The 24,718-nt window shown below is 71.2% G+C and carries 17 protein-coding genes, 2 rRNA genes and 1 pseudogene (1 of these 20 running past the window's edge); 15 read left to right on the forward strand and 5 right to left on the reverse strand.

From position 1 onward, the window contains the following. The 4 genes and pseudogenes from ACWG52_RS28695 to ACWG52_RS28710 form a co-directional block, all read left to right on the forward strand. A 23S ribosomal RNA gene (locus ACWG52_RS28695) occupies positions 1 to 2,412 on the forward strand; it begins 711 nt to the left of the window's first position. Positions 2,413 to 2,518: 106 nt separating this feature from the next. Continuing rightward, positions 2,519 to 2,635, forward strand: a 5S ribosomal RNA gene (rrf, locus tag ACWG52_RS28700). Positions 2,636 to 2,791: 156 nt separating this feature from the next. After that, a pseudogene (locus ACWG52_RS28705) lies at positions 2,792 to 3,676 on the forward strand (hypothetical protein); the annotation flags it as partial. Positions 3,677 to 4,255: 579 nt separating this feature from the next. Then, positions 4,256 to 5,104, forward strand: coding sequence for a tetratricopeptide repeat protein (locus ACWG52_RS28710; RefSeq protein ID WP_389814556.1), 849 nt, complete (start codon positions 4,256 to 4,258; stop codon positions 5,102 to 5,104). A 67-nt stretch (positions 5,105 to 5,171) separates the two neighbouring features. Here the strand turns inward: ACWG52_RS28710 and ACWG52_RS28715 are convergent, their stop codons facing one another. Then, on the reverse strand, positions 5,172 to 6,443 hold the full coding sequence (locus ACWG52_RS28715) for a DUF1015 family protein (RefSeq protein ID WP_389814262.1): 1,272 nt from the start codon (positions 6,441 to 6,443) through the stop codon (positions 5,172 to 5,174). An 87-nt stretch (positions 6,444 to 6,530) separates the two neighbouring features. Between ACWG52_RS28715 and ACWG52_RS28720 the strand changes: the two genes are divergently transcribed. Genes ACWG52_RS28720 through ACWG52_RS28735 form a run of 4 tightly spaced genes read left to right on the forward strand, consistent with a single transcriptional unit; the run spans position 6,531 to position 10,672 of the window. Further along, on the forward strand, positions 6,531 to 7,619 hold the full coding sequence (locus ACWG52_RS28720) for an HAD-IIA family hydrolase (RefSeq protein ID WP_389814265.1): 1,089 nt from the start codon (positions 6,531 to 6,533) through the stop codon (positions 7,617 to 7,619). Between the two features lie 49 nt (positions 7,620 to 7,668). Then, a complete protein-coding gene (locus tag ACWG52_RS28725; protein WP_390141717.1) occupies positions 7,669 to 8,736 on the forward strand; it encodes a FecCD family ABC transporter permease in 1,068 nt (355 codons plus the stop codon). Next, positions 8,733 to 9,833: a FecCD family ABC transporter permease gene (locus ACWG52_RS28730; RefSeq protein WP_389814271.1), complete on the forward strand. Its 1,101-nt coding sequence runs from the start codon at positions 8,733 to 8,735 to the stop codon at positions 9,831 to 9,833. Before ACWG52_RS28725 ends, ACWG52_RS28730 begins: the two co-directional genes overlap by 4 nt. A 5-nt stretch (positions 9,834 to 9,838) precedes the next feature. After that, positions 9,839 to 10,672 carry an ABC transporter ATP-binding protein gene (locus ACWG52_RS28735; RefSeq protein WP_389814274.1) on the forward strand — a complete coding sequence of 278 codons (834 nt, stop codon included), beginning with the start codon at positions 9,839 to 9,841 and terminating at the stop codon, positions 10,670 to 10,672. Between the two features lie 164 nt (positions 10,673 to 10,836). Here ACWG52_RS28735 and ACWG52_RS28740 read toward each other — a convergent pair whose 3' ends face one another. After that, on the reverse strand, positions 10,837 to 11,184 hold the full coding sequence (locus tag ACWG52_RS28740) for an SCP2 sterol-binding domain-containing protein (RefSeq protein ID WP_033225008.1): 348 nt from the start codon (positions 11,182 to 11,184) through the stop codon (positions 10,837 to 10,839). A gap of 64 nt (positions 11,185 to 11,248) precedes the next feature. Here ACWG52_RS28740 and ACWG52_RS28745 point away from each other — a divergent pair, with 64 nt between their 5' ends. The 5 genes from ACWG52_RS28745 (at position 11,249) to ACWG52_RS28765 (ending at position 16,727) form a co-directional block, all read left to right on the forward strand. Then, positions 11,249 to 11,527: a hypothetical protein gene (locus ACWG52_RS28745; protein WP_453126345.1), complete on the forward strand. Its 279-nt coding sequence runs from the start codon at positions 11,249 to 11,251 to the stop codon at positions 11,525 to 11,527. Between the two features lie 7 nt (positions 11,528 to 11,534). Beyond that, positions 11,535 to 12,350, forward strand: coding sequence for a TlyA family RNA methyltransferase (locus ACWG52_RS28750; protein WP_033224946.1), 816 nt, complete (start codon positions 11,535 to 11,537; stop codon positions 12,348 to 12,350). Then, entirely contained in the window at positions 12,347 to 13,300 is a 954-nt protein-coding gene (locus tag ACWG52_RS28755) for an NAD kinase (protein ID WP_375945729.1), read from the forward strand. The genes ACWG52_RS28750 and ACWG52_RS28755 overlap by 4 nt, the downstream gene beginning before the upstream one ends. A gap of 365 nt (positions 13,301 to 13,665) precedes the next feature. Beyond that, the gene (gene recN, locus ACWG52_RS28760) at positions 13,666 to 15,390 is read left to right on the forward strand and encodes a DNA repair protein RecN (protein WP_389814561.1); all 1,725 of its coding nucleotides are present in this window, start codon (positions 13,666 to 13,668) and stop codon (positions 15,388 to 15,390) included. Positions 15,391 to 15,596: 206 nt separating this feature from the next. Continuing rightward, positions 15,597 to 16,727 (forward strand): glycosyltransferase family 4 protein, encoded by a 1,131-nt coding sequence (locus ACWG52_RS28765; protein WP_389814282.1) that lies wholly within the window; start codon positions 15,597 to 15,599, stop codon positions 16,725 to 16,727. Between the two features lie 144 nt (positions 16,728 to 16,871). Here ACWG52_RS28765 and ACWG52_RS28770 read toward each other — a convergent pair whose 3' ends face one another. The 3 genes from ACWG52_RS28770 to ACWG52_RS28780 all read right to left on the reverse strand — a co-directional run bounded on the left by ACWG52_RS28770 (position 16,872) and on the right by ACWG52_RS28780 (position 21,822). Then, a complete protein-coding gene (locus ACWG52_RS28770) occupies positions 16,872 to 18,491 on the reverse strand; it encodes a PucR family transcriptional regulator (protein WP_266440763.1) in 1,620 nt (539 codons plus the stop codon). Positions 18,492 to 18,526: 35 nt separating this feature from the next. Then, on the reverse strand, positions 18,527 to 19,909 hold the full coding sequence (locus ACWG52_RS28775) for an FAD-binding oxidoreductase (RefSeq protein WP_389814285.1): 1,383 nt from the start codon (positions 19,907 to 19,909) through the stop codon (positions 18,527 to 18,529). 101 nt (positions 19,910 to 20,010) lie between these two features. After that, positions 20,011 to 21,822, reverse strand: a complete 1,812-nt coding sequence (locus ACWG52_RS28780) for a glycoside hydrolase family 15 protein (protein ID WP_389814565.1) — start codon at positions 21,820 to 21,822, stop codon at positions 20,011 to 20,013. Positions 21,823 to 22,286: 464 nt separating this feature from the next. Here ACWG52_RS28780 and ACWG52_RS28785 point away from each other — a divergent pair, with 464 nt between their 5' ends. Both ACWG52_RS28785 and ACWG52_RS28790 read left to right on the forward strand, forming a co-directional pair. Next, a complete protein-coding gene (locus ACWG52_RS28785; RefSeq protein ID WP_033224951.1) occupies positions 22,287 to 23,939 on the forward strand; it encodes a CTP synthase in 1,653 nt (550 codons plus the stop codon). A gap of 83 nt (positions 23,940 to 24,022) precedes the next feature. Next, a complete protein-coding gene (locus ACWG52_RS28790) occupies positions 24,023 to 24,658 on the forward strand; it encodes an NUDIX domain-containing protein (protein ID WP_389814567.1) in 636 nt (211 codons plus the stop codon). Positions 24,659 to 24,718: the final 60 nt, after the last annotated feature.

The raw sequence follows: 24,718 nt of genomic DNA on the forward strand, positions 1-24,718 counted from the left end.
ACCCGTGTGGGGAAGCCGTAGCGAAAGCGAGTCCGAACAGGGCGATCGAGTTGCACGCTCTAGACCCGAAGCGGAGTGATCTAGCCATGGGCAGGTTGAAGCGGAGGTAAGACTTCGTGGAGGACCGAACCCACCAGGGTTGAAAACCTGGGGGATGACCTGTGGTTAGGGGTGAAAGGCCAATCAAACTCCGTGATAGCTGGTTCTCCCCGAAATGCATTTAGGTGCAGCGTCGTGTGTTTCTTGCCGGAGGTAGAGCACTGGATAGGCGATGGGCCCTACCGGGTTACTGACCTTAGCCAAACTCCGAATGCCGGTAAGTGAGAGCACGGCAGTGAGACTGTGGGGGATAAGCTCCATGGTCGAGAGGGAAACAGCCCAGAGCATCGACTAAGGCCCCTAAGCGTACGCTAAGTGGGAAAGGATGTGGAGTCGCAGAGACAACCAGGAGGTTGGCTTAGAAGCAGCCACCCTTGAAAGAGTGCGTAATAGCTCACTGGTCAAGTGATTCCGCGCCGACAATGTAGCGGGGCTCAAGCGTACCGCCGAAGTCGTGTCATTGCAGCAATACTCCCAACGGAGGCTGTGATGGGTAGGGGAGCGTCGTGTGCCGGGTGAAGCAGCAGCGGAAGCTAGTTGTGGACGGTTCACGAGTGAGAATGCAGGCATGAGTAGCGATACACACGTGAGAAACGTGTGCGCCGATTGACTAAGGGTTCCTGGGTCAAGCTGATCTGCCCAGGGTAAGTCGGGACCTAAGGCGAGGCCGACAGGCGTAGTCGATGGACAACCGGTTGATATTCCGGTACCCGCTTTGAAACGCCCAATATCGAATCAGGCGATGCTAAGTCCGTGAAGCCGTTCCGGACCCTTCGGGGAAAGGAAAGTGGTGGAGCCGACGAACCAGACTTGTAGTAGGTAAGCGATGGGGTGACGCAGGAAGGTAGTCCAGCCCGGGCGGTGGTAGTCCCGGGGTAAGGGTGTAGGCCGAGGGGTAGGCAAATCCGTCCCTCATCAAGGCTGAGACCTGATGCCGAGCCGATTGTGGTGAAGTGGATGATCCTATGCTGTCGAGAAAAGCCTCTAGCGAGTTTCATGGCGGCCCGTACCCTAAACCGACTCAGGTGGTCAGGTAGAGAATACCGAGGCGTTCGGGTGAACTATGGTTAAGGAACTCGGCAAAATGCCCCCGTAACTTCGGGAGAAGGGGGGCCATCACTGGTGATCGGACTTGCTCCGTGAGCTGGGGGTGGCCGCAGAGACCAGCGAGAAGCGACTGTTTACTAAAAACACAGGTCCGTGCGAAGCCGTAAGGCGATGTATACGGACTGACGCCTGCCCGGTGCTGGAACGTTAAGGGGACCGGTTAGTGACCTTTCGGGGTTGCGAAGCTGAGAACTTAAGCGCCAGTAAACGGCGGTGGTAACTATAACCATCCTAAGGTAGCGAAATTCCTTGTCGGGTAAGTTCCGACCTGCACGAATGGCGTAACGACTTCTCGACTGTCTCAACCATAGGCCCGGTGAAATTGCACTACGAGTAAAGATGCTCGTTTCGCGCAGCAGGACGGAAAGACCCCGGGACCTTTACTACAGTTTGATATTGGTGTTCGGTTCGGCTTGTGTAGGATAGGTGGGAGACTTTGAAGCAGCCACGCCAGTGGTTGTGGAGTCGTCGTTGAAATACCACTCTGGTCGTGCTGGATGTCTAACCTCGGTCCGTGATCCGGATCAGGGACAGTGTCTGATGGGTAGTTTAACTGGGGCGGTTGCCTCCCAAAGGGTAACGGAGGCGCCCAAAGGTTCCCTCAGCCTGGTTGGCAATCAGGTGTTGAGTGTAAGTGCACAAGGGAGCTTGACTGTGAGACCGACGGGTCGAGCAGGGACGAAAGTCGGGACTAGTGATCCGGCGGTGGCTTGTGGAAGCGCCGTCGCTCAACGGATAAAAGGTACCCCGGGGATAACAGGCTGATCTTCCCCAAGAGTCCATATCGACGGGATGGTTTGGCACCTCGATGTCGGCTCGTCGCATCCTGGGGCTGGAGTCGGTCCCAAGGGTTGGGCTGTTCGCCCATTAAAGCGGTACGCGAGCTGGGTTTAGAACGTCGTGAGACAGTTCGGTCCCTATCCGCTGTGCGCGTAGGAATATTGAGAAGGGCTGTCCCTAGTACGAGAGGACCGGGACGGACGAACCTCTGGTGTGCCAGTTGTCCTGCCAAGGGCATGGCTGGTTGGCTACGTTCGGGAGGGATAACCGCTGAAAGCATCTAAGCGGGAAGCCTGCTTCAAGATGAGTATTCCCACCTCCTTGAGAGGGTAAGGCTCCCAGTAGACGACTGGGTTGATAGGCCAGATGTGGAAGCCCGGTAACGGGTGAAGCTGACTGGTACTAATAGGCCGAGGGCTTGTCCTCAGTTGCTCGCGTCCACTGTGTTAGTTCTGAAGCAACGAACAGTTGCTGGTTTCTAGAGCTAGAACATAACTACAAAGTGTGCTTGTTCGCTCGAAACCGATAGGGTTTCGGTGGTCATAGCGTTAGGGAAACGCCCGGTTACATTCCGAACCCGGAAGCTAAGCCTTTCAGCGCCGATGGTACTGCAGGGGGGACCCTGTGGGAGAGTAGGACGCCGCCGAACAATCTTTCAAAGGACCCTTGGTCCAGCGTTCAACGCTGGACCAAGGGTCCTTTTTGTTTTTCACCTTTTTACGCCGAAGCGCGGCCATGGGTTGGTTGCGCGAGAATGACTAGCGGTACCCCGAAGACAGGAGTCACACCCATGTCCAACTCTCCCGACGATCGTCCGGAGCGCGAGCCTCGGCGCAACGACGGCGGTGACAGGGGCGGCTACCGCGGGGGCCGTGACGACCGTGGTGGCGACCGTCCCCCGTTCCGTCGTGACGACCGTGGTGCCAGTGGCCGGCCGTCCAGCAGCGGTGGCGGCTTCCGTCGCGATGACCGTGGTGGGCGTCCCTCCGGCGGTGCCGGCGGCGGTGGCGGCTTCCGTCGTGATGACCGTGGTGGTGACCGTCCGTCGTACCCGCGTCGCGATGACGACCGTGGTGGGCGTCCCTCCGGTGGTGGCGGCGGTTTCCGCCGTGACGACCGTGGTGGTGACCGTCCGTCCTTCCCGCGTCGTGATGACCGTGGTGGCGACCGTCCGTCGTACCCCCGTCGCGATGACGACCGTGGTGGGCGTCCCTCCGGTGGTGGCGGCGGTTTCCGCCGTGACGACCGTGGTGGCGACCGTCCGTCCTTCCCGCGTCGTGATGACCGTGGTGGCGACCGTCCCTCGTACCCCCGTCGCGACGACGACCGCAGTGGATTCCGTGGCGGCCGTGACGACCGTGGCGGCGACCGCCCCTCGTACCCCCGTCGTGATGACCGTGGTGGTGACCGTCCCTCGTACCCGCGCCGTGACGACGACCGTGGTGGGCGTCCCTCCGGTGGTGGCGGCGGCTTCCGCCGTGACGACCGTGGCGGTGACCGTCCGTCGTACCCGCGTCGCGATGACGACCGTGGTGGGCGTCCCTCCGGTGGTGGCGGCGGTTTCCGCCGTGACGACCGTGGTGGCGACCGTCCGTCGTACCCGCGTCGTGATGACCGTGGTGGCGACCGTCCCTCGTACCCGCGCCGTGACGACGACCGCGGTGGGTACCGTGGCGGCCGTGACGACCGTGGTGGCGACCGTCCGTCGTACCCGCGTCGTGATGACCGTGGTGGGGACCGTCCCTCGTACCCCCGTCGGGATGACGACCGTGGTGGGCGTCCCTCCGGTGGTGGCGGCGGCTTCCGCCGTGACGACCGTGGTGGCGACCGTCCCTCGTACCCCCGTCGCGATGACGACCGCGGTGGGTACCGTGGCGGCCGTGACGACCGTGGCGGCGACCGCCCGTCCTACCCCCGTCGCGATGACGACCGTGGTGGCCGTCCTTCCGGTGGTGGCGGCGGCTTCCGTCGCGACGACCGTGGTGGCGACCGTCCCTCGTACCCGCGCCGTGACGACGACCGCGGTGGGTACCGTGGCGGCCGTGACGACCGTGGCGGCGACCGCCCGTCCTACCCCCGTCGCGACGACCGCGGTGGCGACCGTGGCGGGTTCCGTGGTGGCCGTGACGATCGCGGTGGTGACCGTGGTGGCTACCGTGGCCGCGATGACCGTGGCGGCGACCGCGACTTCCGCGCGGACCGCGACCGGGACCCGGTCAAGCGGCTTCCGATCGACGAGGACGTCACCGGCTTCGAGATCGACGCCGATGTGCGCCAGGAGCTGCTGAGCCTGCCCAAGGGCCTGGCCGAAGAGGTTTCCAAGAACCTCGTCATGGTCGCGCGGCTGATCGACGACGAGCCCGAGCAGGCGTACGCGTACTCGCGCATCGCCCTGCGCCTGGCCTCCCGCGTCGCCGCCGTCCGCGAGGCCGCCGGCTTCGCCGCGTACGCCACGCAGAAGTACAGCGAGGCCCTCGCGGAGTTCCGTGCCGCCAAGCGCATGACCGGCTCCGTCGAGCTGTGGCCCGTCATGGCCGACTGCGAGCGCGGCCTCGGCCGTCCGGAGCGGGCACTGGCCATGGCCGGCGAGCCCGAGGTGCAGAAGCTGGACAAGGCCGGTCAGGTCGAGATGCGTCTCGTCGCGGCCGGTGCCCGGCGGGACCAGGGGCAGCTCGAAGCCGCCATCGTGACCCTGCAGAGCCCGGAGCTGGCCTCCAGCTCCGTCCAGCCCTGGACCGCGCGCCTGCGGTACGCCTACGCCGACGCCCTGCTGGCGGCCGGTCGTGAGGACGAGGCGCGCGAGTGGTTCGCAAAGACCCTGGAGGCGGACAAGGACGGGTCCACCGACGCCTCCGACCGTCTCGCCGAGCTCGACGGTGTCGAGTTCGTCGACGCCTCGATCGACCTGTCCGACCTCGCCGATGACCAGGACGAGGACCAGGACGAGGACGACATCGACGAGGACGACGAGGACGACGACGAGGACGCTGCGGAGATCGCAGCGGCCGAGCGCGCCTCCGACGTCGCCGAGTACTACGACGAGGACGACGAGGAGTACGAGCCGCTGGAGCAGTCCGCGGCCGACGCCGACCCCGACGCCGAGGGCGACAAGGCCTGAGGCACGGTGACATGAAGAAGGGCGGTACCCCGACCGGGGTACCGCCCTTCTCCATGTCCGGAGGAGATCAGCCCAGGCCGCGCAGGACCAGGCCCGTGGCCGGTTTCGGTCCGAAGGACGTGGACTTGCGGGGCATGGTGACGCCTTGGCGGGCCAGGTCCCGTACGACTTCCTCGCGTACGGGATGCAGCAGCACCGCCGTACCGCCGTGCCGCTCGGCCATGGCCACGGTGGACGCGGCGTCGTGGATGTACGTGATCTGGTCCGGGGCGTCCGGGATGTGCCAGAGGGCGTCGAGCAGGGTCGCGTGCAGGACGGTGGCGTCCAGCCGGCGCCAGGCCTCGGGCCGGTCGTGGCGGACCGTGCTGTCGAGGAGCGCCAGATCGGGGTCGGTGACCAGGTGGAAGGCACCGTCACCGGCGAGGAGGAAGGCGTTGCCGCGTTCCGAGGCGTCCGCGAGGGCGTCCAGGGCCAGCGGGAGCGGTCCGTCGACCGGGCGGACGCGGAAGTGGCCGTCGAGGGCGGCGAGGGCGTCCGCCACCGGGAGGCGGCGCAGCATCCGGTGGATGGCGCGTACCTGGAGCGGGTAGCGGGCCGTGTCCACGAGGAGGACCAGGCCGAAGTCCCAGGCGGTGGGGGAGCCGTGCTCCTCCTGGAGGCGCAGGTACGTCGCCCAGCGGTGGTGGCCGTCGGCGATGAGGGCCTGGCGGTGGCTGAGGTCCGCCGTGACGGTGGCGAGTTCGGCCGGATCCGTGATGGCCCACAAGCGGTGCTGGAAGCCGTCCTCGGTGGTCGTCGACAGGAGGGGGGCGAGCCGGGCGGTCCGTTCGACGACCGCGGCCGCTCCCGTGCCGGGGTCGTCGCCCCGGTAGGTCAGCAGGAGGGGTTCGAGGTTGGCGGAGGTCGCCCGCATCAGGCCCGCCCGGTCGGTGACCACGTCCGGCATGACGTCCTCGTGCGGCAGGACGATGCCGGCGTCGGCGGCGGACAGGGCGAGGGCGCCGATCACACCGCGCTGGAGCAGGCCGGCCCGGCGCTGCTCGTACACGTAGAGCGCGGGCTCGGGGTCGGCGCTGAGGATGCCGTCGGCGAGCCAGTCGTGCAGAGTGCGCGCGGCCTGCTCGTTGCGCGCGGCCGGGGTACCCGCCTGGGGGAGGATCAGGCGGACGATGTTGTGCGGGTCGGCGGATTCGAGGTGGTCGACTCCGTCGGGGCGCACGACCACGTCGTACGGCGGCGAGGTGACGGCGGCGAGGCTGCCGACACGCTCAGGGACGTAGCGCAGGCCATGGAACGGGATCAGGCGCAGCCCATGCTCCGCGGTACCAGATGTGGTCATTGGTGCATGGTAAGACCCGTCTCGCCATGCGGGATGATCGGGGCAGTACGGAATCGGACAAGGTCGATCTCATGAGGAGCGGACAGGATGACCCGGCAGAACAGGACCAGTCCCGCGGCGAGTGAGCAGAGTCTGCACCAGGCCTACGACACCGCCCTCCTGGACCTGGACGGGGTGGTGTACGCGGGCGGTGAGGCCATCGCGTACGCGGTGGAGTCCCTCGCCGCGGCCCGGGCGGACGGGATGCACCTCGCGTACGTCACGAACAACGCGCTGCGGACGCCCGACGCGGTCGCGCAGCACCTGGGGGAGCTGGGCATCCCGACGGAGGCGGCCGAGGTGATCACCTCGGCGCAGGCGGTGGCCCGGCTGATCGCGGAGCAGGTGGAGCCGGGGTCGAAGGTGCTGGTGATCGGCGGGGACGGGCTGCGGGTCGCGCTGCGCGAGCGGGGTCTGGTGCCGGTGGACTCGGCCGAGGAGGAGGGGCTCGCGGCGGTCGTCCAGGGGTACGGGGGTCCCGACCTGCCGTGGGGACGGTTCGCGGAGGCCTCGTACGCGATCAACCGCGGGGTGCCGTGGTTCGCGTCCAACACCGACCTGACGATCCCGGGGGCACGGGGCATCGCGCCCGGCAACGGGGCCGCGGTGGAGGTCGTACGAATCGCCACGGGCGCGGAGCCGCAGGTGGCGGGCAAGCCGCTGCCCCCGATGCACCGGGAGACGGTGCTGCGGACCGGGGCGGAGCGGCCGCTGGTGGTCGGGGACCGCCTGGACACCGACATCGAGGGTGCCTTCAACGGGGAGGTGGACTCGCTGCTCGTGCTGACCGGGGTCACGGACGCCGAGCAGCTGCTGCGGGCCGAGCCCAGGCACCGCCCGACCTATGTGGACCGGGATCTGCGGGGGTTGCTGTCCGGGCAGCCGGAGGTGGAGCCGTTCGCGGAGGGCTTCCGCTGCGGCGGCTGGACGGCGGTCGCGACGAACGGTGGCGTGCTGGAGCTCAGGGAGAACGGAGAGACCGGGGAGAACGGGGAGACCGGACAGGGCGCGGAGAGCGGGGGGACGGGGGATCCGCTCGACGGGCTGCGGGCGTTGTGCGCGGCGGCCTGGACGGCGGCCGGCGACGGGGCCTGCACGCTCGACGCGGCGAAGGCACTGGCCAGGCTGGGTCTTTAGGGCCGTCCGGGGGACCCGACCGTGCGGAGGGTAGGTTAGCCTAACCTGCGTGTTGGTCGAGAGTCCCCCTGAACCCGAACGGAGCGCGGCGCCCGACAAGGGCGCCGACGCCGCCGTAGCCCGCCCGCGCCATGCCGCGCGCGCCGCCGGTCTGCTCGCCGCTCTCGCGGTGCTGGCACTGGTCGCCGTCGTGAGCATCGCCGTGGGCGCCAAGCAGATGTCCCTGGACGAGGTCTGGCACGGCCTGTTCGCCTACGCGGGAACGCCCAACGACGTGGTGGTGCGGGACCTGCGGATCCCACGCACCCTGCTCGGTCTGATGGTCGGGCTCGGACTCGGCCTGTCCGGTGCCGTCATGCAGGCGCTGGCCCGCAACCCGCTGGCCGAACCCGGCATCCTCGGCGTCAACGCCGGCGCCGCGGCCGCCGTGGTCTCCGCGATCAGCTTCTTCGGCGCGAGCTCGCTGAGCGAGTTCGTGTGGTGGGCCTTCCTCGGCGCCGCCCTCGTCTCGGTCCTCGTGTACGTGCTCGGCGGCAGCCGCAGCGCCACCCCGGTACGCCTCGCGCTCGCCGGTACGGCGGCCAGCGCGGCGCTCGTCGGCTACATCAACGCCGTGCAGCTGATGGACAGCAAGGCGCTGGACAAGCTGCGCTTCTGGACGGTGGGTTCGCTCGCCTCGGCCAACATGGACACCGTCCGACAGGTGGCCCCCTTCCTGCTCGTCGGCGCGGTGCTCGCGCTGGCGCTGGGCCGGCCGCTCAACGCGATGGCGATGGGCGACGACACGGCACGGGCGCTCGGTGCGCACCTGACGCGGACCCGGATCGGCGCCATGGTCGCCATCACCCTGCTGTGCGGTGCGGCGACCGCCGCGTGCGGGCCCATCGTGTTCATCGGGCTGATGGTCCCGCACCTCGTCCGCTCCTTCACCGGTCCCGACATGCGTTGGGTGCTCGCCTACTCGGCCGTCCTGTCGCCGGTCCTGCTGCTCGGCTCCGACATCATCGGCCGGGTCGTCACCCGGCCCGCCGAACTGCAGGTCGGCGTCGTGACCGCGCTCATCGGCGGCCCGGTCTTCATCTACCTGGTTCGGCGCAAGAGGATGGCCCAGCTGTGACCGCGACCGCGACCGAGACGTCGACCGGAACCGCGACCGACACCCCGCGCAAGGGCCGCCGGCCCGGACCCCGTCCGCTGCGCCTGCCCGGCGGGGTCTCGCTGCGCGTCGAACGGCGCGCCCTGGCCGTCGGCGTCCTGCTGACCGTCGCGACGCTCGCGATGTCCGTCGTCCTCATCGGCACCGGCGACTTCGAGATCGCGCCGTGGGACGTCGTACAGACCCTGCTCGGCAACGGCACCCCCGCCACCGACTTCATCGTCAACGACCTGCGGCTGCCGCGGGCCCTGGTCGCGCTGCTCGTCGGCGCGGCGCTCGGGATCTCCGGAGCCGTCTTCCAGTCCGTCTCCCGCAACCCGCTCGGTTCCCCGGACATGCTCGGCTTCGGATACGGATCGGCGGTCGGCGCGCTCGTCGTCATCATCCTGTTCAAGGGCGGCGCCACCGAGGTGGCCGTCGGCGCCCTGGCCGGCGGAGTGTTGGCCGGTGCCGCCGTCTACCTGCTCGCCTACAAGCAGGGCATCCAGGGCTACCGGCTGGTGCTGGTCGGCATCGGCGCCTCCGCCATGCTCATCGCCGTGATCCAGTACCTGATCACGAAGGCCCAGCTGATCGAGGCCACCCGGGCCATGGTGTGGCTGACCGGCTCGCTGGCCGGCCGGGACTGGGCGCAGGTGTGGCCGCTGCTCGCGGTGTGCGCGGTGCTCTTCCCCCTGGTCCTCGGGCAGGGCAGGGCCCTGCGGATGATGGAGATGGGCGACGACGCCGCGTACGCGCTCGGGGTGCGGGTGGAGCGGACACGGCTGCTGCTGATGCTCGCGGCGATCCTGCTCACCACCGCGGCGAGCGCGGCGGCCGGGCCCATCAGCTTCGTCGCCCTGGCCGCGCCGCAGCTGGCCCGGCGGCTGACCCGCTCGCCCGGCGGGAACCTGGTGAACGCCGCCCTGATGGGCTCGGTGCTGCTGATGGTGTCCGACTGGGCCTCGCAGCGGGCCTTCGGCGCCGACCAGCTGCCGGTGGGTGTGGTGACCGGCCTCGTCGGCGGTGTCTACCTGCTCTGGCTGCTCGTCACCGAGCGCAAGGCGGGACGTATATGAACCTCATGAGGAGTACCCAAGTGCAGCGGCTGACCGCGGAGAACGTGACCCTCGGCTACGACCAGCGGGTCATCGCCGAGAACCTGTCGGTGGAGATCCCCGACAACTCCTTCACGGTGATCGTCGGCCCCAACGCCTGCGGCAAGTCCACGCTGCTGCGGGCCCTGTCACGGATGCTGAAGCCGTCCACCGGGCGGGTGCTGCTGGACGGCCAGGCCATCGGGTCGATGCCCGCGAAGAAGGTCGCCAAGACCCTGGGCCTGCTCCCGCAGTCCTCGATCGCGCCCGACGGCATCACGGTGGCCGACCTGGTCTCGCGCGGCCGGTACCCGCACCAGGGGCTGCTGCGGCAGTGGTCGGCCGAGGACGAGCGGATCGTGAACGAGTCGATGGCCTCGACCGGGGTCGCCGAGCTCGCGGACCGGGCCGTGGACGAGCTGTCGGGTGGGCAGCGGCAGCGCGTGTGGATCGCGATGGCGCTGGCCCAGCAGACGCCGCTGCTGCTGCTCGACGAGCCGACGACGTACCTGGACATCCAGCACCAGATCGACGTGCTGGACCTGTGCGCGGAACTGCACGAGACGCAGGGGCGGACGCTGGTGGCCGTGCTGCACGACCTGAACCACGCGGCCCGGTACGCGACGCATCTGATCGCGATGCGGGGCGGGAAGGTCGTCGCGGAGGGGCCGCCGGCGGAGGTGGTCACCGCGGAGCTGGTGGAGAAGGTGTTCGGGCTGCGCTGTCAGGTGATCCCGGATCCGGAGACGGGGACGCCGCTGGTGGTTCCGGCGGCGCGCAAGGCCCGTGCGGTGGCCCCTGCGGGGGCTCGGGCGCAGTAGCTCCGGCCTGCGGACCGGGCAGGCCGTGCCGTGCCGGTGCCCTGCCGGGTGCGGCGCCGTTGCCGGGGGCGCCGCCCCCGGACCCCCGCGCCTCGAACGCCGGCGGGGCTGGGGGGTGCCGGAGGGTCCTGGCGGGCTGGGAGTGCGGGCTCGGGTGGGTGTGGCTAGAGCATGCTCTTGAGGCGGAGCAGGTCGCGGAAGCCGGCTTCGAGTTTGACTCGGCCCGTGGCCCAGGCCTTCGCGAACTTCAGCTCGCCCGCGACGAGGGCCACGAGGTCGTCGCCCGTCATCGCGAGCCGGATCTCCGCCTTCTTCGCGGGCGGGCCCGGGGCGACCGCGTCCACCCGGATCCGGCCCGCGTCGAGGCGGCCCGTGAACGTCTGGTCGAGGTCGGTGATGTGGCAGCTCAGGGAGCGGTCGAACGCGGCCGCGCCGCGCACGCCGTCGTCGGCCCGTGCGAGATTGCCGGAGAGGTTGTCGAGTGCTTCACGGCACTCCTGGATCGTAGCCATCGTGATCACGACCGTACCGCAGAGCCATGCGTGGTCGCGGAGCGCTTCGGGGTAGCGTCGGGGCATGACCGACGAAGCCGCCGACCCGCCAGTCGAAGCCGCCGCCGAGCCCGCCGAGCCCGCCGAGCCCGCCGGGCCCGCCGGGCCCGTGGCGCTGGGCGTCGTACGGACGCCCACCGGCCACGCCGGCGTGGACGCGCACCTGGCGCGGCTGGCGGACGCCGACCACCTCGCGGCGGACGGACACGTCGAGGTGTACGAGGATGTCCACCAGGGGCTGCGTGAGGCGCTGACCGCGCTGGACGCACCGCCCGTCCCCGGACCGTACGAAAACAGGAGCTGAACCGAACGTGGCAGGAGTGGCACGCCGCCGCCTGGACGCCGAACTGGTACGCCGCAGCATGGCCCGCTCGCGCGAGCACGCCGCGCAGCTGATCGCCGCGGGCCGGGTGACCGTGGGCGGCACCACCGCGACCAAGCCGGCCACCCAGGTCGAGACCAGCGCGGCCCTGGTGGTCCGCAAGGACGACAGCGACCCCGACTACGTCTCCCGGGGAGGCCACAAGCTGGCCGGAGCACTGGCGGCCTTCCAGCCGCAGGGGCTGGTCGTCGAGGGCCGCCGCGCGCTGGACGCCGGCGCCTCCACCGGCGGGTTCACCGACGTGCTGCTGCGCTCGGGCGTGGCCCACGTGATGGCCGTGGACGTCGGCTACGGGCAGCTGGCCTGGTCGCTGCAGAGCGACGACCGGGTCACGGTCAAGGACCGTACGAACGTGCGCGAGCTGACGGTGGAGCAGCTCGACGGGCTTCCCGTCGATCTGGTCGTCGGCGACCTGTCCTTCATCTCCATCGGTCTGGTGCTGCCGGCGCTGGTGCGCTGCTGCGCGCCGGACGCGGACCTGGTGCTGATGGTCAAGCCGCAGTTCGAGGTCGGCAAGGACCGGCTGGGCAGCGGTGGCGTGGTGCGCAGCCCGGAGCTGCGGGCCGAGGCCGTGCGCGAGGTCGCGGCGCAGGCGGCGAAGCTCGGACTGGGTGTTCTCGGCGTGACGGCGAGTCCGCTGCCGGGGCCGTCGGGGAACGTCGAGTACTTTCTGTGGCTTCGGGCGGGGGCACCGGCCCTCGACCCGGCGGATGTTGACCGTGCAGTGGCGGAGGGGCCGCAGTGACAGATTCATCGGGTACAGCGGGATCGGGTTCGACTTCGGGTTCTGGGCTTTCGGGGGAAGGGCGGACGGTCTTCCTGCTCGCGCACACCGGACGGCCGGCGGCCATCCGCAGCGCCGAGCTGGTGGTGCAGGGTCTGCTGAGATGCGGGCTGGGCGTGCGCGTCATGGAGCACGAGGCGGTGGACCTGCCGCTGCCCGCCGAGGTGGAGCTGGTCACCGAGTTCACCCCGGGCGCACTCGACGGCTGTGAGCTGCTCATCGTGCTCGGCGGTGACGGGACCCTGCTGCGGGGCGCGGAGTTCGCGCGCGCCTCGGGGGTGCCGATGCTGGGCGTCAACCTGGGCCGGGTGGGCTTCCTCGCCGAGGCCGAACGCGACGACCTGGACAAGGTCGTGGACCGGGTGGTGACGCGCTCGTACGAGGTCGAGGAGCGGATGACCCTCGACGTGATCGTGCGGACGAACGGCGACGTCGTCCACCGGGACTGGGCGCTGAACGAGGCCGCGGTCCAGAAGGTGTCCCCGGAGCGGATGCTGGAGGTGGTCCTGGAGATCGACGGGCGCCCGGTGACCGGTTTCGGCTGCGACGGGATCGTCTGCGCCACGCCGACGGGCTCCACGGCCTACGCCTTCTCCGCGGGCGGGCCGGTGGTCTGGCCGGAGGTGGAGGCGCTGCTGATGGTGCCGATCAGCGCGCACGCGCTGTTCGCGAAGCCGCTGGTGACCTCGCCGACCTCGGTCCTGGCGGTCGAGGTGCAGAACGGTACTCCGCACGGCGTGCTGTGGTGCGACGGGCGGCGCACGCTGGAGCTGCCCGCCGGGGCGCGGGTCGAGGTACGGCGGGGTGCTGTGCCCGTGCGGCTCGCCCGGCTGCACCACGCGTCCTTCACGGACCGGCTCGTCGCCAAGTTCGCGCTGCCGGTGTCGGGGTGGCGCGGCGCGCCGCACTGACGGACGGGGATCACGGGGCGGGGGCGGCCGCGGCCCTTCGAAGCGGCCCCGGGCGAACACGCCGTGCGGGTCGAGGGCGTCGCGCGGCCGTGCCCCGGGTCGCCGCGACGGCTCGGGAGAAGACGGTCGGCCTCGGGCGATTCGGGCCGGTCGAGGTCCGGCCGCTGGACGCGGCGGGCGCGAATGCCGCACTTGTCGCCCGCAAGCCGGACCGAGTGCGAAAAGGTCCCCGGCGCCTAGTCCCGTGACACGAGGGGGAGTTCGGCCGGGAGAGTATAAATAGCACATGTGTTCGGAGAACTCGGGACGGGTGACGTCACATGGCACCCATGAAACCTCGGTATCGTCGTCCCGTGCTTGAGGAGATGCGGATACGGTCGCTCGGGGTCATCGACGACGCGGTGGTCGAGCTGTCGCCCGGATTCACCGCGGTGACCGGCGAGACCGGCGCGGGCAAGACGATGGTCGTCACCAGCCTCGGGCTGCTGCTCGGCGGTCGCGCCGACCCCGCCCTGGTGCGGATCGGGGCCAAAGCGGCGGTGGTCGAGGGGCGCATCGTCATGCGCCCGGACGCCCCCGCCGCCGTACGCGCAGAGGAGGCCGGCGCCGAGCTCGACGACGGCGCCCTGCTGATCAGCCGGACCGTCTCCGCCGAGGGCCGCTCGCGCGCCCACGTCGGCGGCCGCTCCGTGCCCGTCGGCCTGCTCGGCGAACTCGCCGACGACCTGGTCGCCGTACACGGGCAGACCGACCAGCAGGGGCTGCTGCGCCCCGCCCGGCAGCGGCAGGCGCTCGACCGGTACGCCGGGGACGCCGTCGCCGTCCCCCTGGAGAAGTACGGCTCGGCCTACCGCAGACTCCGCGCGGTCGCCGTCGAGCTGGAGGAGATCACCACCCGGGCCCGGGAACGCGCCCAGGAGGCCGACCTGCTGCGCTTCGGACTGGACGAGATCGCGGCCGTGGAACCGGTGGCCGGCGAGGACGCCGAGCTCGCGGCCGAGGCGGAACGGCTCGGGCACGCCGAATCGCTGGCCTCGGCGGCGCAGCTGGCCCACGCCGCGCTCGCGGGCAACCCCGAGGACCCGGAGGCCATCGACGCCAACATGCTCGTCGCGGGCGCCCACCGGGCGCTGGAATCCGTACGCTCCCACGACCCGGCCCTCGGCGCGCTCGCCGAACGGATCGGGGAGCTGGGCATCCTGCTGTCCGACGTGGCCGGGGAACTGGCCGGCTACGCCGACGACCTCGACGCCGATCCGCTGCGCCTGGCCGCGGTCGAGGAGCGGCGGGCCGCCCTGACGCAGCTCACCCGCAAGTACGGCTCCGAGGGCACCGTGGACGCCGTACTGGAGTGGGCCGAACTGGGCGCGGCACGGCTGCTCGAACTGGACGGCGACGACGAGCGGATCACCGAACTGACCGCCGAGCGTGACGGACTGCGCGACGAACTGTCCCTGCTCGCACAGGCGTTGACCGACGCCCGGGTGGAGGCCGCGACCCGCTTCGCCTCCGCCGTGACGGAGGAGCTGGCCTCGCTGGCGATGCCGCACGCCCGCGTGACCATCGACGTCCGACAGACGGACGACCCCGACGGGGTGGAGGTCGACGGCCGCCCCGTCGCCTACGGCCCTTCGGGCACGGACGAGGTCGAACTGCTGCTGGCCCCGCACCCGGGAGCCCAGCCACGGCCGATCGCCAAGGGCGCCTCGGGCGGTGAGCTGTCCCGGGTGATGCTCGCCGTCGAGGTCGTCTTCGCGGGCTCCGACCCCGTACCCACCTACCTCTTCGACGAGGTCGACGCGGGCGTCGGCGGCAAGGCCGCGGTCGAGGTGGGCCGGCGGCTGGCGAAGCTGGCCAAGTCGGCGCAGGTCGTGGTCGTCACGCACCTGCCGCAGGTGGCGGCCTTCGCGGACCGTCAACTGCTCGTCGAGAAGACCAACGACGGCTCCGTCACGCGCTCCGGGGTCACCGTCCTGGAGGGCGAGGACCGCATCCGCGAACTGTCGCGCATGCTGGCCGGCCACGAGGACTCCGCCTCGGCGCGGGCGCACGCCGAGGAACTGCTGGCGGCGGCACGCGCGGACGCGTGAGCCGAACGACCGTGGGGGCCCGGAACGCTCGGCGTTCCGGGCCCCTCGCCGTCCCCGGGACGGCCTCGGGATCGTCCGTGTGGGTGAGGCTGAGAGGCGTGCTGCGGTATCTCGTACGGGATCCGCACCCGTATGGTCCCGGAACGCGCGTGCGGACTGGCATCCTTGGCGACGTCTCTGACTCCCTCACCCTGGAGCTTCGGCCCGTGAGCAGCTCCCCGGTCTCCACCTCCCTTCCGGCCCAGCCCTACGGCCGGCCGCCGCTGCGCACCGTGCACGTACTCGGCACCGGTGCGGGCGCGGGCAGCAGCGCGCACGTACGCTCGCTCGCGACCGGCCTCGCCGCGCGCGGAGTCCGGGTCACGGTGTGCGCGCCCGTCCAGGCGGAGGGCGAGTACGACTTCACCGGCGCCGGGGCGGAGTTCGCCCCCGACGCGGTCAGCGTGCTGCGGGCCGCCTGCGCCGGCGCGGACCTCGTGCACGCGCACGGCGTACGCGCCGGAATGCGCGCCGCGCTCGCCATACGGGGGCGCCGGGTGCCGCTGGTGGTGAGCTGGCACGGCGAGGGTCCGACGGCGGCCGGAGCGCTCGGGCGGCTCAGCCGGATGCTGGAACGGCACGTCGCCCGCGCCGCGGCGGTGGTGCTCGGGGCCTCCTCGGACCAGGTGGACGTCGCACGGCTGCGGGGCGCCAAGGACGCGCGACTGGCCCCGGTGGCGGTCCCGACCGACCCGGCGGGCGGTCCGGAGACGGCGGCCGACCCCGGCAAGGTACGGGCGGAACTCGGCGCGGTGGAACGGCCGCTGCTGATCGCCGTCGGCAGCCTGGTGCCGCACCGGGGGTACTCGGTCCTGCTCGACGCGGCACGGGAGTGGCGCGGCCTGGACCCGGCACCGCTGCTGGTGATCGCGGGGGAGGGGCCGCTCCGGGCGGAGCTCTCCCGGCGGATCGAGGCCGAGGGGCTGCCGGTGCGGCTGCTGGGGCGTCGCCGGGACGCGGCACAGCTGCTGGCGGCGGCGGACCTGGCGGTCCTGCCGAGCCGGTGGGAGGCGCGGGCGCTGCTCGCGCAGGAGGCCCTGCGGGCGGGCGTACCGCTGGTGGCCACGACGGTGGGCGGTGTCCCGGAGCTGGTGGGCGAGGGCGCGGTCCTGGTCCCGCCGGGCGAGGCGGGACCGCTCGCCTCGGCCGTGACGGACCTGCTGTCCGACCCGGACCGCCGGGCGGCGCTGGTGATCGCGGGGCGCGCGCAGGCCGCGACGTGGCCGTCGGAGGACGACACGGTCGCGCAGGTCCTGTCGGTCTACGACGAACTGATGGAACGGACCCGCCGCCGCTAGCCTCCCGGCGGGGCAGCGCCGTGCCGTGGCGCGCCGCCGCTCCGGGGGCGCTGCCCCGGCACCCCCGCGCCTCGATCGCCGGCGGGCTCCCAAGGAGCCCGCCGGCGATCGAGGCGCGGGTCCGGGCGGAGCCCGGGAACGGCGTCAGGAAAGGGTGTGGCGGCGGGCGCGGAGGGCCAGGCTCAGGGAGAGGACCGTCTCCGGGTCGTCCAGGTCCGTGCCCAGCAGCTCCGAGATGCGGGCCAGCCGGTTGTACAGCGTCTGCCGATTCAGGTGCAGCTCCCGTGCCGTCTCCGCCTTACGGCCCGCATGGGCCAGGTACGTCTCCAGCGTCGGCAGGAGAGGAGGCCGGGACGTCGTGTCGTGCGTGCGCAGCGGGCCGATCGCGCGGTCCACGAAGGCCGCCAGGTCGGGGTGTTCGCGCAGCCGCCACAGCAGCAGGTCGATGTCCAGGCGCCGGGCGTCGTACCAGGGTCGGGCCGGCAGGCCGTGGGCCGCCGTGGCGGTCTCCGCGGCGTGCCGCAGGCCCGCCGAGGCGGCCGCCCAGCCACCCGCCACGCCGACGACCACTGCCGGCGGGGCGTCGGCCCGGTCCAGGCCCGCGCGTTCGACTCCCGCCCGCAGCGCGGCCGAGACCCGGTCCGCCACCGCCGTACGCTCCGACTCCGCGCGCAGCGAGACCAGCAGCGGCACCCGGCCCTCGACCGGGCGGACACCCAGCAGGACCGGGACGCCGACCGACGACAGCTCCTCCAGCACCGCACGGGCCAGAACGGCCCAGTTCCCGGACGGCCCGAGGTCCGAGCCCAGCCGCATCACCACCGGCAGCAGCGGACCGCCGCCCGGCTTGAAGCCGAGGACGCGGGCCTGCGCCGGGGCGTCGTCCGCCGAGATCCGGCCCTCCGCCAGGTCCGTCAGGAAGTCGCCGCGGCCGCGCGCCGCCAGCTCCTCCTCCTGCCGCGCCTGCATCAGGACGACGGCCAGGACGCCCGCCGTGCGTTCGGCCGCCATCCGGTGCACCGGGAGCAGCGGCGCCGAGACCCCGACCAGGACGACCCGGGCCCGGACCGAGCCGGTGCCGTGGCCCCCGCCCGGGACGTCGACCACCACCGTGTTCGTGGCGGGTTCGGCCTCGCGCTGGCCGCGCAGGCCCTCCCACACCTGGAGCGGGTCCGCCCCCGCGTCCCCCGCCGCGCTGCCGGCGGCGTACAGGAGCTGCCCGTCGGGGGTCTCCAGGAAGACCGGGTTCCCCGTGAAGTCCGCCAGGATCCGCAGGACCTGGGGGATGCCCCCACCGCCCAGCAGGGCCTCCGTACAACGGCGGTGGACCTCCTCGGCCCGCTGGAGCAGGGCGTAGTGGTGGTTGACGATCTCGGTGTGGACCTCCTCCGTGACCGCGACGAAGGGGACCTCCCGGTGGAGTTGGACCAGGGGCAGCCCCGCCGAGCGCGCGGTCTCCACGATCGTGGCGGGCAGCCGGGTGAAGCGCGGGCCCAGCTCGACCACCAGGGCGGCGATCCCGCGGTCCGCGAGCCGGCGTACGAAGGCCCGCTGCTCGGCCGGCCGGGTGCCGAGCCCCAGGCCCGTGGTCAGCAGCAGCTCGCCGCCCTTGAGCAGGGAGGCGATGTTCGGGACCTCGCCCGCGTGCACCCAACGGACGGTCCGCCCCAGGCGGTCGGCGCAGGCCACCACCTCCGGCAGTCCGCCGCGCAGCCCCGGCAGTTCCAGTGCCCGCTGAACCGTGATTCCGCCCTGGTTTTCCATAGCGCGGGACGCTACCGGCACACCGGTGCCCATCGTCAGGCGGGCTGGATGTTGTGGTTGTAGCGGAAGACGTTGTCCGGGTCGTACTGCCGCTTCAACGCGCCCAGCCGCCGCATGTTCTCGGTGCCGAGCCCCGAGACCACCCGCTCCGCGCCCTCGTCCCCGGTGAAGTTGAGGTAGACCGCGCCGGTGCTCCACGGCCGGGCATCGGCGCGGACGTCCTTGACCCACTGCCGGCAGCGCTCGTCGTCGGCCGGGTCCTCCCAGATCCCGAACGGGTGCACCGCCCACGGCGCGTCGCGGTACGGCACCGGGTAGTCGGTCGGACCGGAGGCGATGGCGCCGCCCTGCGGGAAGACCAGGTGCTGGGTGCCGGTCGGTACCGGCATGGACTCGGCGCGGGTGCAGAAGGCGTCCACGAACGCGTCGGGACAGCCGGTCAGGTACTCGGCCGACCAGTAGTTCCGCATCCCCGGAGGGTCGTCGATCATGCACTGGAGATCGGCGTACGGGATGGCCGTGACGATCTCCGACTCGTGGGGGATCGCCAGCAGCGGCTGCGCCAGCTCCCGCATCTCGTCCTCGGGGCCCGCGTACGTCAGCAGAGCCCCGGCCAGCAGCCGGCCGACCAGGTGCGGCGGGACGAACTCCTCGGGCGGGCCGGTGAGGTAGAGCGCGGCGCCCGAGGCCTCGGGCGGTGCGGCCTCGATGACGTCCCGGTACGTACGGACCACCTCGGGCCCGCGCTCCGGCAGGTACAGCAGGAACGCGATCGACATGGCGGGCAGCTCGTGCAGCCGCAGGGTCAGCGAGGTGGCGATGCCGAAGTTCCCGCCGCCGCCGTGCAGCCCCCAGAACAGCTCCGGGTTCTCCTCCGCGGTCGCGTGGACCGGTTCGCCCTCGGCGGTGACCAGGTCCACGCCGAGCAGGTTGTCCACGGCCAGCCCGAACTTCCGGTCCAGCCAGCCGCTGCCGCCGCCCAGGACGTAGCCGCCGACGCCCGTGGTGGAGGCGCGGCCACCGGTCGTCGCCAGGCCGTACGGCGCGCAGGCCCGGTCCAGGTGGCTCATCGTGGCCCCGCCCCCGATGTGCGCCGCCCCGGCCGCCGGATGGACCGTCACCTCGTGCATCCGCCGCAGGTCCACGACGAGGCCGCCGTCGTTGAGGGACATCCCGGCCACGCTGTGCCCGCCGCCGCGCACGGCGATGTTCAGATCCAGTTCCCTCGCGAAACGCACGGCGGTCACCACGTCCGCCGTGCTCTCGCACTGGGCGATCACGGCGGGTCTGCGGTCGATCATCGCGTTGAAGAGGGTCCGGGCCTCGTCGTACCCCGGATCCTCCGGGGCGAAGACCTCGCCGGACAGGTCCTCGCGGAGCGCGGTCAGGGCCGCGCCCGCCTTCGACAGGGGAGCCATGGCTGCCCCCTTCCACCGGAGGGAGGGCATAGGACCCTTCCAGCGTAGGCGCGGACGATCACCGGGGCGCGGCGAGATCGGTCCGCGCCCCGGGCGCGCCGCTACCCGCCGTACGCGCCGCTGGCCGTCAGCCGCAGGGCCGTGTCGATCAGCGGAACGTGGCTGAAGGCCTGCGGGAAGTTCCCGACCTGCCGCTGGAGCCGCGGGTCCCACTCCTCCGCGAGCAGCCCCAGGTCGTTGCGGAGCGACAGCAGCCGCTCGAACAGCCGCCGCGCCTCGTCGACGCGGCCGATCATCGCCAGGTCGTCGGCCATCCAGAACGAGCAGGCCAGGAAGGCTCCCTCGTCGCCCTCCAGGCCGTCCACGCCGGCCTCGTCGCCCGCCGTCGGGTAGCGCAGGATGAAACCGTCGGGGGTGGACAGCTCGCGCTGGATCGCCTCGATGGTGCCGATGACCCGCTTGTCGTCCGGCGGCAGGAAGCCCATCTGCGGAATCAGCAGCAGGGAGGCGTCCAGCTCCTTCGACCCGTACGACTGGGTGAAGGTGTTGCGTTCCTTGTCGTAGCCCTTCTCGCACACGTCCTGGTGGATCTCGTCGCGCAGCTCGCGCCACCGCTCCAGCGGGCCGTCCGCGTCCCCGCTCTCGATCAGCTTGATCGTGCGGTCCACGGCCACCCAGGCCATCACCTTCGAGTGCACGAAGTGGCGACGCGGGCCGCGCACCTCCCAGATGCCCTCGTCGGGCTGGTCCCAGTGGGTCTCCAGGTAGCGGATCAGCTTGAGCTGCAGCAGCGAGGCGTAGTCGCTGCGGGCGAGCCCCGTCATGTGGCCCAGGTGCAGGGCCTCGGTGACCTCGCCGTACACGTCGAGCTGGAGCTGGCCCGCGGCGCCGTTGCCGACGCGGACCGGACGGGAACCCTCGTAGCCGGGCAGCCAGTCCAGCTCGGTCTCACCGAGTTCCCGCTCGCCCGCGATCCCGTACATGATCTGCAGGTTCTCCGGGTCGCCGGCGACCGCGCGCAGCAGCCACTCGCGCCAGGCGCGGGCCTCCTCGCGGTATCCGGTGCGCAGCAGCGAGGAGAGGGTGATGGCCGCGTCCCGCAGCCAGGTGTAGCGGTAGTCCCAGTTGCGGACCCCGCCGATCTCCTCGGGGAGGGAGGTCGTCGGCGCGGCCACGATCCCGCCCGTGGGGCCGTACGTGAGGGCCTTGAGGGTGATCAGCGAACGGATCACGGCCTCCCGGTAGGGCCCGTGGTACGTGCACTGCTCGACCCACTCGCGCCAGAAGTCGGTGGTCGACTCCAGGGCCGCCTCGGCGTCGGGGGTCTCGGGCGCGTCGCGGTGCGAGGCCTGCCAGCTGATGCTGAAGGCCTTCCGGTCACCCGGTCCGACGGTGAAGTCGGAGTACGTCGTCAGGTCCTCGCCGTAGGTCTGCGCGTCGGCGTCCAGCCAGACCGAGTCGGGGCCGGCGACGGCCACCGTGCGCCCGTCGACCCTGTGCACCCACGGCACGACCCGCCCGTAGCTGAAGCGCATCCGCAGCGCCGAGCGCATCGGCACCCGCCCGCTGATGCCCTCCACGATGCGGATCAGCTGCGGCGCGTGGTCCTCGCGCGGCGGCATGAAGTCGATCACGCGGACCTTGCCGCGCGGGGTGTCCCACTCCGACTCCAGCACCAGCGAGTCACCGCGGTATCGGCGCCGTGTGGCACGCGGGGCCTCGGTCCCGGCCGGGAACGACGGGCCGATCCGCCAGAACCCGTGTTCCTCGGTGCCGAGAATGCTCGCGAACACGGCGTGCGAGTCGAAGCGTGGCAGGCACAGCCAGTCCACCGCCCCGTCCCGACAGACCAGTGCCGCGGTCTGCATGTCCCCGATCAGTGCGTAATCCTCGATGCGCCCGGACACGTGCATCTCCAGTCGAACGGCCACGTCCGCCCCGAAGGGCGCTTGCATTGCGCGGTTGCGCGGTCTCCTGTGTGCAGGGATCTCCGCGTGAGCCCATGATTCCGTATATCGGCTCGGTTAGGCCGTCCGACGGACTGCCCGGCGGTGATGTGTGCAATATCCGAGCAGGATATGACGGCACCCTAGTGATCTCCGTGAGCCCTCGAAGAATGCGGCTGGGCCGAACGGGTGAGCAGCGGCTTCGCCGCCCCGGCGCACTCGGGCGCCCCCGGACGGAGCGGGCGCGCCGCGTGCCCGGAGGCGGACCCCGCCGGGCGCTGATAGGCTGGTACCCCGTGGACCGGTGGTCTGCCTGTGCGAATCAGGAGCCCCGAAACCGCAGCTTCGGCGCCCCCTGAGACCCTTCCGGATCGACGGTGACCGGCGCCGGACGCACCTCACCTCGCGACCACGGGAGCCCCCTCTTGGCGATGCCGCCCAAATCCATGACGACCAAGCACATCTTCGTCACCGGGGGTGTCGCTTCCTCCCTCGGCAAGGGCCTGACGGCCTCCAGCCTGGGTGCGCTGCTCAAGGCGCGCGGTCTTCGGGTCACGATGCAGAAGCTCGACCCGTACCTGAACGTCGACCCCGGCACGATGAACCCGTTCCAGCACGGCGAGGTGTTCGTCACCAACGACGGCGCCGAGACCGACCTGGACATCGGCCACTACGAGCGCTTCCTCGACGTCGACCTGGACGGCTCGGCCAACGTCACCACCGGCCAGGTCTACAACACGGTCATCGCCAAGGAGCGCCGCGGCGAGTACCTCGGTGACACGGTGCAGGTCATCCCGCACATCACCAACGAGATCAAGCACCGCATCCGCCGCATGGCGACCGACGACGTCGACGTCGTCATCACCGAGGTCGGCGGCACCGTCGGCGACATCGAGTCGCTGCCGTTCCTGGAGACCGTCCGCCAGGTCCGCCACGAGGTCGGCCGCGACAACGTCTTCGTCGTGCACATCTCGCTGCTCCCGTACATCGGCCCCTCCGGTGAGCTCAAGACCAAGCCGACCCAGCACTCGGTCGCGGCCCTGCGCAACATCGGTATCCAGCCCGACGCGATCGTGCTGCGCGCCGACCGTGACGTCCCCACCTCCATCAAGCGCAAGATCTCGCTGATGTGCGACGTGGACGAGGCGGCCGTCGTCGCGGCGATCGACGCCAAGTCGATCTACGACATCCCGAAGGTGCTGCACACCGAGGGCCTGGACGCCTACGTCGTGCGCAAGCTCGACCTGCCGTTCCGCGACGTCGACTGGACGGTGTGGGAGGACCTGCTCGACCGGGTCCACAACCCCGACCACGAGGTCAAGGTCGCGCTCGTCGGCAAGTACATCGACCTGCCCGACGCCTACCTGTCGGTGACCGAGGCGCTGCGCGCCGGCGGTTTCGCCAACAAGGCCCGGGTCCAGATCAAGTGGGTCACCTCCGACGACTGCAAGACCCCGGCCGGCGCGGCGGCCGTGCTCGGCGACGTGGACGCGATCTGCGTGCCCGGCGGCTTCGGCGACCGCGGCGTCAACGGCAAGGTCGGCGCGATCACCTACGCCCGCGAGAACAAGATCCCGCTGCTCGGCCTGTGCCTGGGTCTGCAGTGCGTGGTCATCGAGGCCGCGCGCAACCTCGCGGGCATCGAGGACGCCAACTCCACCGAGTTCGACGCCTCGACCGCGAACCCGGTCATCTCGACCATGGAGGAGCAGCTGGCCTTCGTCGAGGGTGCGGGCGACCTGGGCGGCACCATGCGTCTGGGCATGTACCCGGCGAAGCTCGCCGAGGGCTCCATCGTGCGCGAGGTGTACGGCGACGAGGCGTACGTGGACGAGCGCCACCGCCACCGCTACGAGGTCAACAACGCCTACCGCGGCGAGCTGGAGAAGAAGGCGGGCCTCGTCTTCTCCGGCACCTCCCCGGACAACAAGCTCGTCGAGTACGTCGAGTACCCGCGCGAGGTGCACCCCTACCTGGTGGCCACCCAGGCCCACCCGGAGCTGCGCTCGCGCCCCACGCGCCCGCACCCGCTCTTCGCCGGCCTGGTGAAGGCCGCCGTGGAGCGGCAGCAGTCCGCGAAGTGAGAGCCTGACCGCATAACGTAGGCAGCCGGGGCACGGATCGTGCCCCGGCTGTCGCGTTCTCGGGGAAGGTATCGGCCATGGCCATGGGCAACGACATCGTGGACACACCGGAGTCGTGGGAGGTCGTCGCCTCACGGACGCCGTTCGAGGGCGCGAAGACGGCCGTCAAGTCGGATCAGGTCCGGATGCCCGACAGCTCGGTGGTGCGCCGCGACTACCAGGTGCACCCGGGCTCCGTGTGCGTGCTCGCCCTCGACGAGGAGCAGCGGGTGCTGGTCCTCAAGCAGTTCCGCCACCCGGTGCGGCACCGGCTGTGGGAGCTCCCGGCCGGGCTGCTGGACGTACCCGGTGAGAACCCGCTGCACGCCGCCCAGCGGGAGCTGTACGAGGAGGCGCACGCCAAGGCGGGCGAATGGCGGGTGCTGGCCGACTTCTTCACCTCGCCCGGCGGATCCGACGAGGCCGTCCGGATCTTCCTCGCGCGGGATCTGGCGGAGGCCGAGGGGGAGCGGTACGAGGTCTCCGAGGAGGAGGCGGACATGGAGATCGCCCGGGTCCCGCTCGCGGACCTGGTCCGCGGCGTCCTGGCGGGTGAGCTGCACAACCCGGGACTGGTGACCGGGGTACTGGCCCTGGCCGCCGCCCTCGCCGCCGAGGGCGGCATCGAGGCCCTGCGCCCGGCCCTCGCCCCGTGGCCGGCCCGCCCCTACGAGGCGTAGTCCCCGTGATCGGAGTCCGGCGCGGCCCCGGCGCGGGCCCGCGCCGGGCCCGCGCCGGGG

The sequence above is a fragment of the Streptomyces sp. CLCI03 genome, assembly GCF_053615355.1.

What these genes read in the sequence shown, in the direction of transcription:
- ACWG52_RS28780 (WP_389814565.1), bottom strand. Translation starts at nt 21,822, where the DNA reads ATGCACGTGTCCGGGCGCATCGAGGATTACGCACTGATCGGGGACATG.
- ACWG52_RS28790 (WP_389814567.1), top strand. Translation starts at nt 24,023, where the DNA reads ATGGGCAACGACATCGTGGACACACCGGAGTCGTGGGAGGTCGTCGCC.
- ACWG52_RS28715 (WP_389814262.1), bottom strand. Translation starts at nt 6,443, where the DNA reads ATGACCACATCTGGTACCGCGGAGCATGGGCTGCGCCTGATCCCGTTC.
- ACWG52_RS28740 (WP_033225008.1), bottom strand. Translation starts at nt 11,184, where the DNA reads ATGGCTACGATCCAGGAGTGCCGTGAAGCACTCGACAACCTCTCCGGC.
- ACWG52_RS28770 (WP_266440763.1), bottom strand. Translation starts at nt 18,491, where the DNA reads ATGGAAAACCAGGGCGGAATCACGGTTCAGCGGGCACTGGAACTGCCG.
- ACWG52_RS28745 (WP_453126345.1), top strand. Translation starts at nt 11,249, where the DNA reads ATGACCGACGAAGCCGCCGACCCGCCAGTCGAAGCCGCCGCCGAGCCC.
- ACWG52_RS28775 (WP_389814285.1), bottom strand. Translation starts at nt 19,909, where the DNA reads ATGGCTCCCCTGTCGAAGGCGGGCGCGGCCCTGACCGCGCTCCGCGAG.
- ACWG52_RS28720 (WP_389814265.1), top strand. Translation starts at nt 6,531, where the DNA reads ATGACCCGGCAGAACAGGACCAGTCCCGCGGCGAGTGAGCAGAGTCTG.
- ACWG52_RS28735 (WP_389814274.1), top strand. Translation starts at nt 9,839, where the DNA reads ATGAGGAGTACCCAAGTGCAGCGGCTGACCGCGGAGAACGTGACCCTC.
- recN (WP_389814561.1), top strand. Translation starts at nt 13,666, where the DNA reads ATGCGGATACGGTCGCTCGGGGTCATCGACGACGCGGTGGTCGAGCTG.
- ACWG52_RS28785 (WP_033224951.1), top strand. Translation starts at nt 22,287, where the DNA reads ATGCCGCCCAAATCCATGACGACCAAGCACATCTTCGTCACCGGGGGT.